At 46.6% G+C, this 13,460-nt stretch carries 11 protein-coding genes; 3 read left to right on the top strand and 8 right to left on the bottom strand.

Going from position 1 to position 13,460, the window contains the following annotated elements; genetic code table 11:
• Window positions 1-32 precede the first annotated feature (32 nt).
• Complete coding sequence (locus tag G4P54_RS01770) at window positions 33-1,373, top strand: amino acid permease (RefSeq protein WP_167871591.1); 1,341 nt, start codon at window positions 33-35, stop codon at window positions 1,371-1,373.
• A gap of 1 nt (window position 1,374) precedes the next feature.
• Here G4P54_RS01770 and G4P54_RS01765 read toward each other — a convergent pair whose 3' ends face one another.
• From G4P54_RS01765 to G4P54_RS01755, 3 genes are all read right to left on the bottom strand, one after another.
• Window positions 1,375-2,136 carry a YqcI/YcgG family protein gene (locus G4P54_RS01765; RefSeq protein WP_167873797.1) on the bottom strand — a complete coding sequence of 254 codons (762 nt, stop codon included), beginning with the start codon at window positions 2,134-2,136 and terminating at the stop codon, window positions 1,375-1,377.
• Between the two features lie 69 nt (window positions 2,137-2,205).
• Window positions 2,206-2,835 carry a LysE family translocator gene (locus tag G4P54_RS01760; RefSeq protein WP_024715520.1) on the bottom strand — a complete coding sequence of 210 codons (630 nt, stop codon included), beginning with the start codon at window positions 2,833-2,835 and terminating at the stop codon, window positions 2,206-2,208.
• 74 nt (window positions 2,836-2,909) lie between these two features.
• A complete protein-coding gene (locus tag G4P54_RS01755; protein ID WP_024715521.1) occupies window positions 2,910-3,374 on the bottom strand; it encodes a MarR family transcriptional regulator in 465 nt (154 codons plus the stop codon).
• Window positions 3,375-3,486: 112 nt separating this feature from the next.
• On the opposite strand from G4P54_RS01755, the gene bmr3 reads away from it, so the two are divergent.
• Window positions 3,487-5,025 carry a multidrug efflux MFS transporter Bmr3 gene (gene bmr3, locus G4P54_RS01750; RefSeq protein ID WP_167871590.1) on the top strand — a complete coding sequence of 513 codons (1,539 nt, stop codon included), beginning with the start codon at window positions 3,487-3,489 and terminating at the stop codon, window positions 5,023-5,025.
• A gap of 40 nt (window positions 5,026-5,065) precedes the next feature.
• Here bmr3 and G4P54_RS01745 read toward each other — a convergent pair whose 3' ends face one another.
• The 5 genes from G4P54_RS01745 to G4P54_RS01725 form a co-directional block, all read right to left on the bottom strand.
• On the bottom strand, window positions 5,066-6,691 hold the full coding sequence (locus tag G4P54_RS01745) for an L-lactate permease (RefSeq protein WP_167871589.1): 1,626 nt from the start codon (window positions 6,689-6,691) through the stop codon (window positions 5,066-5,068).
• 32 nt (window positions 6,692-6,723) lie between these two features.
• The gene (locus G4P54_RS01740; RefSeq protein WP_167871588.1) at window positions 6,724-7,683 is read right to left on the bottom strand and encodes an L-lactate dehydrogenase; all 960 of its coding nucleotides are present in this window, start codon (window positions 7,681-7,683) and stop codon (window positions 6,724-6,726) included.
• Window positions 7,684-7,858: 175 nt separating this feature from the next.
• Complete coding sequence (gene amyE, locus G4P54_RS01735) at window positions 7,859-9,838, bottom strand: alpha-amylase (protein ID WP_167871587.1); 1,980 nt, start codon at window positions 9,836-9,838, stop codon at window positions 7,859-7,861.
• 244 nt (window positions 9,839-10,082) lie between these two features.
• Window positions 10,083-10,574, bottom strand: coding sequence for a DUF6773 family protein (locus G4P54_RS01730; RefSeq protein WP_167871586.1), 492 nt, complete (start codon window positions 10,572-10,574; stop codon window positions 10,083-10,085).
• Between the two features lie 115 nt (window positions 10,575-10,689).
• Entirely contained in the window at window positions 10,690-12,123 is a 1,434-nt protein-coding gene (locus G4P54_RS01725; RefSeq protein ID WP_024715527.1) for a YfcC family protein, read from the bottom strand.
• Window positions 12,124-12,271: 148 nt separating this feature from the next.
• Here G4P54_RS01725 and G4P54_RS01720 point away from each other — a divergent pair, with 148 nt between their 5' ends.
• Window positions 12,272-13,423 carry a M20 peptidase aminoacylase family protein gene (locus G4P54_RS01720; RefSeq protein ID WP_167871585.1) on the top strand — a complete coding sequence of 384 codons (1,152 nt, stop codon included), beginning with the start codon at window positions 12,272-12,274 and terminating at the stop codon, window positions 13,421-13,423.
• Window positions 13,424-13,460 lie beyond the last annotated feature (37 nt).

Raw genomic sequence — 13,460 nt, 5'->3', positions numbered from 1 at the left:
TCTAATCTTAGAAAAAAGGGGTTGAAATGATTATGGGTCAAACTAAAAAAGACCAGCAAAAAGGGAATCTGGCTTGGTGGCAGCTGTCTCTGATCGGAGTCGGCTGCACAATCGGAACAGGATTTTTTCTCGGGTCCAGCATCGCAATTGTCAAAAGCGGTTTTTCCGTTCTCCTTTCATTTCTTATCGCAGGGATCGGTACTTATTTTGTCTTTGAACAGCTCGCCAAGCTGTCGGCGAAACAGCCTGAAAAAGGCTCGTTTTGTGCGTATGCGCGAAAAGCGTTTGGCAAATGGGCTGGCTTCAGCAACGGCTGGGTGTACTGGTCCTCAGAAATGCTGATTACCGGAAGCCAATTGACAGCCATTTCGCTATTTACAAAGCATTGGTTTCCTCAAGTTCCGTTATGGGTGTTTGCTTCAATCTACGCCGTACTCGGGCTTCTCATTATTTTCACCGGGCTGTCTGTATTTGAGAAGACTGAAAACGTGCTGGCCGTCATCAAAACAGCCGCTATTTTTATGTTTATTGTCATTGCCATCCTGGCATTATGCGGCATCCTGTCCGGCGGAAAGCCTGATGTACAGGTTCCAAACAAGACAAGTGAATTTTTTCCATACGGCGCTATGGGACTGTGGACAGGCTTAATTTACGCGTTTTACGCCTTTGGCGGAATTGAAGTCATGGGGCTGATGGCGGTTCACTTAAAAAAACCAGAGGAAGCGTCAAAATCAGGGAAGCTGATGCTGGAAACACTGGCGATTATTTACATTATTTCAATCGGGCTGGCTTTGCTTTTGGTTCCGTTAAACACGTTTACAGAAGAGGACAGCCCGTTCATTACGTCGTTAAAAGGGCATCACCTTGAGATCATCCTCGATATTTTTAACGGGATTTTCATTATCGCCGGGTTCTCGACGCTTGTCGCTTCGCTTTTCGCGGTTACGACATTGCTTTGTACGATGGCAGATGACGGCGACGCGCCGAAATGCTTTACCTTAAAGGAAGGCAAAAAAATATGCTGGCCTGCGCTGGGACTGACGTTTGCGGGGCTTGTTTTATCGATTATTCTGTCTTTAGTGCTGCCGAAAAACATTTATGAGCACATGACGACAGCAGCCGGGCTTATGCTTTTATACACTTGGCTGTTTATCCTGTTCTCCAGCAAAAAGCTGACCGAACCTGGGGGCATGGGGAAAACGCAAATTTATTTGGCGGTGATTCTGATTGCTGCGGCTGTGTCCGGTACATTGTTTGAAAAATCAAGCCGGCCCGGATTTTTTGTGAGCATAGGCTTTCTCGCGATCATTGCCGTCGTGACCATGATCTATCAAAAAAAACAGGGACATAAAGACCGCCCTGCCAGCTCGTGATTTATTTTAATTTGTTGAACATGTTCTTTAAATAAGAAAACGGGCACTTCGATACCTGTTTTTCATCATCACGGAGGAAATACTGTTTCCATTCGCGGTTATCCTTTCCTCCGTACCAGCCTAATTCCGGGTGAACCGGGGCTTGATCGTAGGCCTTTAACCGGGATCGGATCAGTCTGCTCATGTTGCGGCCAAAAGCGGTTGATCCATTTAAGTCTTCAAACACCCATCTTGGCTGAAACGTAATCATAAAAAAAGGAAAGCTTCGGCTTCTTCTCGCCTCGTGACCCGGCGTAGCGCACAGAATGAAGTACGGCTCGCCGTCAAAACAAAACTCCCATTTATAATGCTCGGGATCGGCCGGAATATCTTCCGGCCACTCTTTTTCGTCTTGTTCACTCAGTCTATTTAAAAAGCGCCAAAACAGCTCTTCATACGCTTCAATCGAATAATGCTCTGCCAAATCTTCCGGCGTATCAAACAACACAACGAGGGATGCGTATTTTCCGGTGTTCCGCGATATCTCGCCGTACGCCGCAAGCAACGGAGCCAGTTCCTCCGCTGTACGGTTTTCCCGCGGATCTCCGGCAAAAGCAATGCGAAGCTGGTCTGTCAGAAACGCCTGGCGTCCGGGAATGCACGGAAACGTATCCGCATGATCCGCCACAGTTTCAGCCAAAAGCTCAAAAGCGATTCGCTGCCAATCAGAAAGCTCATCTTGATTACGTTCCAGAAAACTTTTGGTGTAAATCCCATTCACTATCGATCCACCTCCAGTATCATCTGGATACTATATTAAAACGGGAGGCGGCAGGTGACTGTCCTTCATGAATCAGCCCAATAACTGTTTGATGCCCTGATAACCGAAGTAAAAGCCAAACACAAGGAGAGATATACCGGCGATTCCGGTCAATCCTCTCAACAGCTTTTCATGAAGCAGATTTCTGAACGTACTGGCTGTAATCGCCATGCAAAAATCCCAGATTAAAATGCCGATCATGATGCCGGAGCTATAGATAAGAAGCTGATTCATATTGTAGGCCTCTGCTGTTTTCGCAAGGATGCTTCCGTAAATCCCAAGCCAAAAAAGGATGCTCAATGGATTTGACAGTGAAATGAGAAAACCCGAGGCGAACGTTTTCCTGTATGACACTTTTCCCCGTGAGCTTCGCACATCCATTGCTTCTCTGACATTTTTCAGCGTTTCAATACCGGTATAGGTCAGCACAAAGAAGCCAAAGAGCCATAAAAACGTTTTCACGAATGGAGCGGTCAAAAACTGCGACAGTCCGAAATAGATGAAAAGCATGTACAGTCCATCAGCTGTCATGGCGCCTAAACCAAAAATCCATGCATGCCAGAAACCGTTTTTAATTCCTTTGTCTATTTGCGCCGCATTCACTGGTCCTACAGGCGCAGACAAGGACAGCCCCAGCACAATATAGCTCAAAAAAATGTTCACCGGCCCGTACTCCCTTCTCTTACGTAACTTGTACAATGTATTCGGGAACGGGCCAAGCTATGCACAAAATTCGCTTACTGTTTCAGACGTTCAAGCTCTTCCTCCATAATATCGGCGGCTTTGCCTACGAAGCTGAAAATGAGTTCCAGTTCTTCTTCCGTATACTCACGGCACAAATCCATCGTTGACTCGGACAGAGAGCGGAATAAATCCTTCACGTGTTTTTTCGAAGCGGTTAAAGGGACGATTATGACTCTTCTGCGGTCGTTCGGGTCCTTTTCCCGCGCCACATACCCCGCTTTTTCCAGCCGGTCAACAAGCGCGGTGACGGAACCTGTGCTGAGGCCTGTCTTTTTCCCCAGCTCTCCGGCGGTCATCGGCCCCGCTTCATTTAAGATGTCAGCTGATTTCAAATCGGTGGGAAACAGACCGAGGGCTTGAGCGGCTGCCTGATGAAACAGAACCGTTCTGGTGCCCAATTTCCGAAAAAGCTGAACGGAAGTCTTTTCCAACTCACTTCTAGAATTTCTTGTTGACAACTGACAGTCCTCCCTATAGAATCAAATTTATCTTGATAATCGAGATATTTAATGATCAAGCTATTATCATGATATCAGAACTTACATAGAAAAGTAAGAGGAGGTAGAACAAATGGACACAACAACTGCAAAACAGGCTTCCACCAAATTTGTGGTCCTCGGTCTCCTGCTGGGCATCTTAATGTCTGCAATGGACAATACGATTGTTGCCACCGCGATGGGCAGCATCGTAGCGGATCTTGGAAGCTTCGATAAATTTGCATGGGTCACGGCATCCTATATGGTGGCGGTCATGGCTGGAATGCCGATTTACGGCAAGCTCTCCGATATGTACGGCCGAAAACGTTTTTTCCTGTTTGGACTTATTTTTTTCTTAATCGGATCGGCTTTATGCGGGATTGCACAGACAATGAATCAGCTGATCATTTACCGGGCCATTCAAGGGATTGGAGGCGGCGCGCTCCTGCCGATTGCCTTTACCATTATCTTTGATTTGTTTCCGCCGGAAAAACGCGGAAAAATGTCCGGCATGTTCGGCGCTGTCTTTGGCTTATCCAGTGTTCTTGGGCCGCTGTTAGGTGCGATCATTACAGATGCGATCAGCTGGCATTGGGTATTTTACATCAACGTGCCGATCGGCGCATTGTCATTGTTTTTCATTATTCGCTACTACAAAGAATCTCTGGAGCACAGAAAGCAGAAAATTGACTGGGGCGGCGCGATTACTTTAGTCGTATCCATTGTATGCCTGATGTTCGCCCTTGAGCTTGGCGGCAAAACATACGATTGGAATTCCATTCAGATCATCGGCCTGTTTATTGTATTCGCCGTTTTCTTCATTGCCTTTTTTATTGTGGAGAGAAAAGCGGAAGAGCCAATCATTTCGTTCTGGATGTTTAAAAACCGTTTATTTGCCACAGCGCAGATTCTCGCTTTCCTGTACGGCGGAACATTCATTATTTTAGCGGTATTTATTCCGATTTTCGTTCAGGCGGTATACGGCAGCTCAGCGACAAGCGCGGGCTTCATTTTGACGCCGATGATGCTTGGATCAGTCATCGGGAGCATGATCGGCGGGATCTTCCAAACGAAGGCCAGCTTCCGCAATTTGATGCTGATATCTGTTATCGCCTTCTTTATCGGCATGCTGCTGCTTTCCAATATGACGCCTGACACAGCACGGGTATGGCTGACCGTCTTTATGATGATCTCAGGATTTGGTGTCGGCTTTAACTTCTCCCTGCTGCCGGCGGCATCGATGAATGATCTTGAACCTCGTTTTCGAGGGACGGCCAATTCTACAAATTCATTTTTGCGGTCACTCGGCATGACCCTGGGCGTTACTATTTTTGGAACGGTGCAAACAAACGTATTCACAAACAAGCTGAGCGACGCTTTCAGCGGCATGAAAGGCTCAGCGGGCTCCGGTGCGGCGCAACATATCGGCGACCCGCAGGAGATTTTTCAAGCGGGAACACGTTCCCAGATTCCTGAGGCGATCCTGAATCGCATCATTGACGCGATGTCATCAAGTATCACATATGTCTTTTTGCTCGCTTTGATACCAATTGTCCTCGCTGCGGTTACCATTTTATTTATGGGAAAAGCCAGAGTGAAAACAACAGCTGAAATGGCGAAGAAAGCAAATTAACACAAAAAGCAGTACATGCCAGCATGTACTGCTTTTTCTATTACAATCCTAATCTCGCAAGAATAAACGTCCATATACAAATGATCAATAACAGAATCAGGCTGTACGCTACTGTACGCTTAAACAGTTTAGATTCCTTGCCTGTCTGGCCGACCGCTGCGGCGGCGATGGCGATAGACTGAGGAGAAACAAGTTTCGCCATGACCCCGCCGGCCGTATTGGCAGCTAACAGCAAATCAGAACCCGCACCGATCTGCGCTCCGGTGACAACCTGCAAATGCCCGAACAAAGCGTTATTGCTGACAACAGAGCCGGTAATAAACACGCCGATCCAGCCAAGAACAGGACTGACAAACGGGAACAAGTCTCCTGTCTTCGCCAATGCCAGCCCAATTGAAGAGCTGAGCCCTGCAAAGTTGGCCAGATTGGCAAATCCCATCACAAAGCAAATCGTGATAATCGGCACCCACAGCTCTTTTCCCGTCTCCTTCAAGGAAGCAAAAGCATCCCGAGTCGAGAAGTTTTTACTGAACAGCCCTGTCACAATGACAGCCGCTAAAATCGCTGTGCCAGTCGCTGACAGCAGATCGACTTTAAAGACTGCATCTAACGGCAGGGAAGATGGCGCAATCGGCGGCATTTTCATGATTTGCTGATGCAGAACAGGCATTTTCAAAAGAAGTGTTGTCTGATATAACAGCCCGCCTTCTTGGAAAAGCGCTTTGAAGGCAGGAAGGCTCCAGATCGTGATCGCCGCGGTTAAAATATAGAAAGGAGACCACGCTTTCGCAATGTCAGCGGCACTGTATGTCTTTTTATCACCCGCTTCGCCGGCTCCTTCCTCCCGATAAATCTCCTTCGGCTGCCATTTGTGGAGGAAGAGCGCAAGCCCGCCCATGCTGCATAAGGCCGCCAAGATGTTTGCTAACTCCGGTCCGAGCACTGCCATTGTCAGTGTCTGAACAGCTGTATACAGACCGCTCACAACCAGCAGGGCAGGCCATGTCTGTCTGATTCCTTTCATCCGGTCCAACAGGAAAACGAGCAGAAACGGAATCAAAAACGAGATCAATGGCAATGTCCACATCAATGTACGTGACAGTTCAAGTGCTGATAAATCACCGATCTGCGCTCCTGTAATGACAGGAATTCCGATCGCTCCAAAGGCTCCTGAGGCTGCATTGGCAATCAAGCAGAGCGCCGCCGCTTTTAACGGTTTAAAACCAAGCTCGACAAGCAGCGCCGCGCTAATGGCAATCGGAACACCAAAACCGGCCGCGCCTTCCAAAAACGCGTTAAAACAAAAACCAATTAATAATAGCTGTATTCTTTGGTCAGGCGAAATGCCGGCAATGCTGGAACGGATAATGGTAAACTTTCCGGTTTTTACTGCAATTTTATACAGCCAAACCGCCATCAGGACGATGTAGCCAATGGGCCACAGTCCATTCCCAATCCCTAGCAAAACAGAAGAAATCGCTTTTTCAACCGGCATATGAAATGCCAAAACGGAGACGAAGAAACTGACGGCTAGAGTAAGAAATGCCGCAAGAATGCCTTTCATTTTAAAAACAGTTAAAGCCAAGAGAAAAAAGAGAATCGGAGTGAGCGCCACAAGTGCGCTCACATACTCATTTCCAAACGGATCATACAACTGCTCCCACATTGACAATCAGCCCTTTACTCTATAGTTGCGAATTAGATGACCTGAAGTTCTGCAAAATGCGGTTTTAAGATGTTTTTAAGGACGTCTGCACTGTGAAGGAACTGTTCTTTTTCTTTCTCATTTAAATTCAGCTCAGTGATGCCTGCAATTCCTCCGTGGTTCACGACAGCCGGAACGCCGATGTACACGTCATCTGTGCCGTATTCTCCGTCCAAATATGTGCTGACAGTTAAAATGCTGTTTTCATTATGAAGAATGGCTTTTGTAATGCGGGCAAGGCTCATCGCCACCCCATAATAAGTCGCGCCTTTTTTCTCAATAATATGGTAAGCGGCGTTTTTCACGTCGTCTACGATCTGGTCAAGTTCTTCTTGTTTATATGCATCGTTTTTCTCAACAAGTTCACTGACCGGCACACCGCCGACGTTCGCGTGGCTCCAAACAGGAAGCTCTGTGTCCCCGTGCTCTCCGATAATATGCGCGTGCACGTTTTGAGGCGCTGCACCGAAGTATTCGCTCAGCATGTAACGGAATCTCGCAGTATCCAGTGTTGTACCGCTTCCGATCACCCGCTCTTTTGGCAGGCCGCTGAATTGCCATGTTGCGTAAGTCAAAATATCAACCGGATTTGTCGCGATTAAGAAAATGCCGTCAAATCCGCTCGCCATGACTTCCCCGACGATGCCTTTGAAAATGTTTAAGTTCTTTTCTACTAATTCAAGGCGTGTCTCACCAGGTTTTTGGTTTGCACCGGCACAGATGCAAACAATATCAGCATCCCTGCAGTCTTCATATGTTCCATAAGATGTTTTGACCGGCTGCGGCGCAAACGCCTTTCCATGGTTTAAATCCATTACATCGCCCATTGCTTTTTCTTTATTTAAATCAATGATCACAAGCTCATCTGTGATCGCTTGGTTAATTAACGCAAATGCATAACTGCTTCCAACAAAACCTGCTCCGATTAAAGCTACTTTATTTACATGGTTCATATGAATCATCCTCCAAGTATGTTTATCTTTGATGTTTTGTTTGTGAAGTATTTCACATTTATATTGTGCAACATTTCACAAACTTTTGCAAGAAAAAAGTTTTACTGATTTGTGAACAAAAAAAAGAAACCATCTGAGATGGCTTCTTTGGGATTTTCATTTTGATCGCTTGCCTTCAATGAGGAAGAGAAGCGATTATGCCTGAGTCATTATATAAACCATTCTGCACATAATCAAAGCCAGGCTGATTTTGGCCGGGCACTTGGGCGCTGCCATTATTAAAAATCACTTTGGCGTTTGTTGTATCTGTATCTGCAGGCAGTGTCAGCGTGTAAATTCCATCTGCATTTTTAATCATTGCTTTACCCGGCCAAGATCCGGTCAATTCTATTGCCCGGCCCCCATCTTGTTTATAAATATAAGCATTTACTTGGCCCCAATGATTAGGATTTTGATAGCCGATGGTTTTAGCTGAAGACGGATCTCTTTTTACAAAACTGTATTTCTGGGTCCTCGTTACACCATCTTTGTTTATTCCTTTTAACGTGATGTTGTATGTTTTGCCAAACGGATCTCCTTTTCCGATCGTTAATTGGTCTCCATCCTTAAACGCAGTCTCTTGCCCATTATTTATTTGATACACGGCTTTTGTTGTATTCGCATTTGCACGCAGGGTGATCGTCAGCTGATCATTGAACGAATGCGTGATCTCTGTTTTGTAATTCTCAAGAGAGACGTGAGGCGCGCTGGCAGCACCGGCTGGGTACAGAACAGCCACAGATCTGGCCTCGATCGTGCCTGACAGTTTACCATCCGTTACTTGAAATGAACCGGCTCCCGCCTTATTATCATACTTGCCATCTGGTAACTTCGTTGAGGCATTGATGGCGACTGAAGATGAACCGGCATTCGCCAACACAACGCCGTGCGAGCCGCGTTCATTCATGAAGACCTGATTGTTTCCATTCGGATTTGAGAGCTTCTCAGGCTGCCCGGCCATTGCATTGTGAAATGCATTGATCGCAATGATAGCCTGATCTTTAAACAAAGCACTCCCGCGATCGCCTATTTGGGTTTTCCCCGGGAATCTCACACCGCTTCCGCCGCCCTCAGGCCTGGAAAAGAAGAGAGGCGTACTGCCTGAGCGAGAAGCAATCACTGCCCAGCCTAAACGGATGTCGTCATCGCTCATCCATGTTGACTCTTCCTCATCATTGGCATACGTATCATGCGATTCCACCCATGTGACCAATTTGTCGGCGGACACATCAGATGCATAATGGGAAATATTCGATACGCTCAGATTACGATTCTTTAAAGCGGATCTTATGGAATGTCCATAGTTAGATGCTGTCACATTCATATAATTCGCGTATGCTGCATCTCTGGAGGCACTATCTTGCAGGATTTCTCCATATTGGAACTCGGCAGATGTGTTTGTGATGTTCGTCCAGAATTGGCTTCCGTAATTCCCGTCATCCGGGAGCTCTATATGCTTGGCGGCATCATAGCGGAATCCGTCTGCTCCGTCATTCAATGCTCTTTCCAAGAAGCGTTTCAAATAGGCTTGTACCTCAGTATTCTGTGTATTCCAATCATACAGCCCGAGCAATGAATTCTGCGTGACATCCCATCGATCAGACCAGTTTTTAATTTGTGTGTTTCCATGCGTCCAGTTTGGAATACTCTTAATCTCATTGGAAATCGCGGCATAGTCACTTGTCGTATGATTGATGACCGCATCAACAATGACTTTTACGCCATATTTTTCTGCGGCTGCACACATTTCTTTAAATTCTTGTTCTGTGCCTAAGTAACGGTTGCCAATTTGGTACGATGTCGGCTGATACAGCCAGTACCAATTCGACATGCTTTTATTTCCTTGATTCCCTTCCTTTACTTGGTTAATCGGTGACGTCTGAATAGCTGTATATCCTGCATCATGAATATCCTTCATATTTTGTTTTAACGTATTGAACGACCAATTCCAAGCATGAAGAATGGTACCGCTTTCAATTGGTGGCGCTGCCAGTTCATTTGATGTGTTCTGCGCTTCAGCATTCGCAGCCGCCGGCCCTGCCAGAACCATATGAACCAGCAATAAAAATCCAGCAAATAACGGCAGTAAAGAGTTTTTGAATCGTTTTTGAAACATCCTTCACACTCCTTATTTGATTTTTGAAAATGACTGTGTAGCCAAAAATCCCTCTTACTTCATTCTTCCGCTTCCTCCTTTCAAACGAATATGAAGACTGGAGAATTTTGTTAGCGCTTACATCTCAAATTATCATATTCACTCTATCAAAACAACTTGATAGAGTGAATTCAAACCTATATTCCTATGAAATAGAAACGCCGCTCGTTTCCTTACTTTACAAACAAAAAAGAAACCACCTTTTCTAAGATGATTTCTTCCTTATTTCTTCTTTTATCGCTCTTCTGTATGCCAGCTTCACAATCACATATCGAAGCAGAAACAGAATGCCTCCGCAGACGACAAAAAGAAGAATCATTTTCAGCCAAGCGAAGAATGTATGGGGAATCCCCCTGTCGTACATCGTAAGCACCACTACCGCAAAGGCAACCGCAATTGATTCTATCCGCTGCTGCTTCACCCGTTTTTGCAGTTCTTCTTTGGTGTCTATTCTCGGCATGAGCATTCCCGACGCTCCTGCCCTGATGCAGTAATATAAGATGATGAGGAACAAAAACACAAGGCTTGCAGCCCATTCTTTAAACGGAAATTCAAACATAATGCCGCGAATGATCACATCAAGGAGCGCAAACGCTCCCGCTATCATCCCGATCTCCGACCAGATTTTTTGTTCTTTCTCTTTTACTCTCTTACTTTTCCCATTCACGCCTGAAAGTCTATTACGCAGATTATTCATGACCTTCCTCCCGCATTTTTACGAATGGCTTATGGCTTACATGTTACAATAACAGCCTGCGCCTCTGCAATGAATAACTCAAAAGCCCGCCGTACAAGCCGGCGGGCAGCAATCGTTAAAACGGCCCCCAATTCATCATGACACCGATCACAATAAAAACAAGCCCAATCAAAAACCAAATCAGAGCAAGCGGCACCATAAACCGCAGCCACTTGACGTACGGAATGCCGCTGGCCGCAAGCACCGCCATGAGAACACCCGACGTTGGGTTCACACAGTTGACGACTCCTTCTCCGAGCATAACCGCCTCCACAGCAACCTGTCTTGTTATCCCCATCAAATCAGCGAGCGGCGCCAGAATGGGAATAAATACAACGGCTTCGCCAGACCCTGAAGAAATGAGAAAGTGAAGAAGCGCACTGGCGATATACATGCCGATCGCGCCAGCAATCGGGCTGAAGCCGTCCAAAAGCGAAGCCAAAGCATTGACGACTGTATCGAGAAGCTTGCCATTTTCAAGAATGACGGAAATGCTTCGCGCCATCCCGACAATCAGCGCCCCGTATACAAGGCCTTGGCAGCCCGTAATGAAGGTTTTGGCAATATCGTTTGCCGCAAGCCCGCCTATTAAACCCGCAAGGACAGAAATAAAAATAAACGTCGCAGCCATCTGTGAGTCAGACCAGCCCAGCTTCAAAGCCCCATATAAAAATCCGATCAGCGACAGTCCCGCCGCAGCCAAAATCAGCTTATGGCGAACGGTAAACGGAACTGACTGATCTTCTTCTGTACCCGCTTCGCCCATTCCTGCCGCGGGGAACCAATTTGTTCCTAACACACTGGCATCCTTTGATTTTTTTAATTTTCTCGTATACAGATAGATATAAAAAATAGAAGACAGCAAAAAACATAAGTATATCACAACACGCAGTCCGATCCCCGAAAAGAGCGGCAGCTCCGCGATTGATTGTGATAAACCGAGCGGAGACGGCGATAAGATGGTAGAGTTAAATCCAGCGTAACAGCCGATGTAAATAACGGCGGCGCCCGCGACTGCGTCCCATTTTAAGGAGCGTGCGACAATGAGGCCGATGGGGATAAACCCAATCACTGAATTCACGACAATTCCGGTTGTTCCGAGAATAGAGAACAACGCGCCGACTATACAAATAAATAATAATTGCTTTGTGCGGAATTTGCTGATGACATTGTAAATCAGGCCGTTGATGGCACCCGTTTTTTCTAAAATCGCAATGGTGCCGCCTGTGAATAAAATCAGAAAAATGATGGGTGCTGATCCGACCATTCCATCCTGAAGAGAAGTAAAAAAGCTGATCAAGCTGACCGGAGACTGTTGAATGGAATGATAGCTGCCCGGAACGGCGGTCGTGACATCCCCCTTTGTTACGCGGTCAAATTCACCCGCAGGCACAATATACGAAGCAATGGCGCAAATGAAAGCAATGATAAATAAGAGGACATAGGCGTCAGGCATTTTAAATGTCGTTCGTTTTTTCTTAGGCTGTGTGTCGGCTGCTGGCATATTCATATTTTGATCCATCTCCTCTGTTTGAAAATATTAATTATTCTGAAAAGTCGCAATATGTGCTATATTATATACAGCCTATCTTTCTGTTTCAATAGAAATAAAGGAAAGCAGGTAAAATTCATTCTGATAAAAGGAGGTACTTCTTACCATGCAAAAGCTTTCCGAAGACATGAAACAAACCATTATGGACATCTTCGAGCATCTGCACGCGAACCCTGAAGTCAGCTGGAAGGAATATGAGACAACGGCATTTCTAAAACAAAAGCTTGGGGATTTAGGGTGCCGGACGCGCACGTTTTCAGACTGCACCGGAGTTGTCGGCGAAATCGGCTCGTGCTCGCCGGTTGTAGCGGTGCGTGCTGACATTGACGCATTATGGCAGGAGGTCAACGGGACATTTCGCGCCAATCATTCCTGCGGCCACGATTCACATATGACAATGGCATTGGGCACGTTAATGCTGCTGAAAAAACAGCCAGAGCTTCCGAAGGGAACAATCCGTTTCATTTTTCAGCCGGCAGAAGAAAAAGGAGGCGGCGCCTTGAAAATGATAGAAGAAGGCGTGCTTGATGATGTCGATTATTTGTACGGCGTTCACGTCCGTCCGATTCAGGAAACACAGAACGGCCGCTGCGCTCCATCTATTCTGCACGGATCAAGCCAGCATATTGAGGGGACGATTATCGGAGAGGAAGCCCACGGCGCACGCCCGCATCTCGGGAAAAACAGCATTGAAATTGCGGCATTACTTGTACATAAGCTCGGACTCATTCATATTGACCCGCAAATCCCGCATACCGTCAAAATGACCAAACTTCAAGCCGGCGGAGAAAGCTCTAACATCATTCCAGGAAAAGCATCGTTCAGCCTTGATTTGCGCGCGCAGACCAATGAAGCTATGGAAACGTTAATTGCCGAAACAGAAAGAGCCTGCGAATCGGCTGCCGCGGCATTCGGCGCGAAGATCGAACTGCAAAAGGAGCACAGCCTTCCTGCGGCAACACAAAACAAAGAAGCAGAAGCGATCATGGCAGAAGCCATTACGGATATCATCGGTGCAGAGCAGCTTGATGACCCGCTTGTCACCACCGGAGGCGAGGATTTCCATTTTTACGCCGTGAAAGTGCCGAACCTGAAAACAACCATGCTCGGTCTCGGCTGCGGACTCCAGCCCGGACTCCATCACCCGCACATGACCTTTGACCGAAACGCGATATTTACCGGCATTCACATTTTGGCTAATGCCGTAGTCAAAACCTTTCAGAAAGCGGAAACATCCGCTGCCGCTAACGCTTCTTAACGAAAAAAAGCAGCCTGGCTACAGGCTGCTTTCTCCA

The organism is Bacillus tequilensis, from assembly GCF_012225885.1.
Classification (GTDB): Bacteria; Bacillota; Bacilli; order Bacillales; family Bacillaceae; genus Bacillus; species Bacillus tequilensis.
This window is presented reverse-complemented; position numbering and strand designations above follow the sequence as displayed.

Bases quoted from the DNA above. Each gene is read 5' to 3' on its own strand.
- G4P54_RS01770 (WP_167871591.1), top strand. From the start codon at position 33: ATGGGTCAAACTAAAAAAGACCAGCAAAAAGGGAATCTGGCTTGGTGG.
- bmr3 (WP_167871590.1), top strand. From the start codon at position 3,487: ATGGACACAACAACTGCAAAACAGGCTTCCACCAAATTTGTGGTCCTC.
- G4P54_RS01745 (WP_167871589.1), bottom strand. From the start codon at position 6,691: ATGTGGGAGCAGTTGTATGATCCGTTTGGAAATGAGTATGTGAGCGCA.
- G4P54_RS01740 (WP_167871588.1), bottom strand. From the start codon at position 7,683: ATGAACCATGTAAATAAAGTAGCTTTAATCGGAGCAGGTTTTGTTGGA.
- amyE (WP_167871587.1), bottom strand. From the start codon at position 9,838: ATGTTTCAAAAACGATTCAAAAACTCTTTACTGCCGTTATTTGCTGGA.
- G4P54_RS01730 (WP_167871586.1), bottom strand. From the start codon at position 10,574: ATGAATAATCTGCGTAATAGACTTTCAGGCGTGAATGGGAAAAGTAAG.
- G4P54_RS01725 (WP_024715527.1), bottom strand. From the start codon at position 12,123: ATGAATATGCCAGCAGCCGACACACAGCCTAAGAAAAAACGAACGACA.
- G4P54_RS01720 (WP_167871585.1), top strand. From the start codon at position 12,272: ATGCAAAAGCTTTCCGAAGACATGAAACAAACCATTATGGACATCTTC.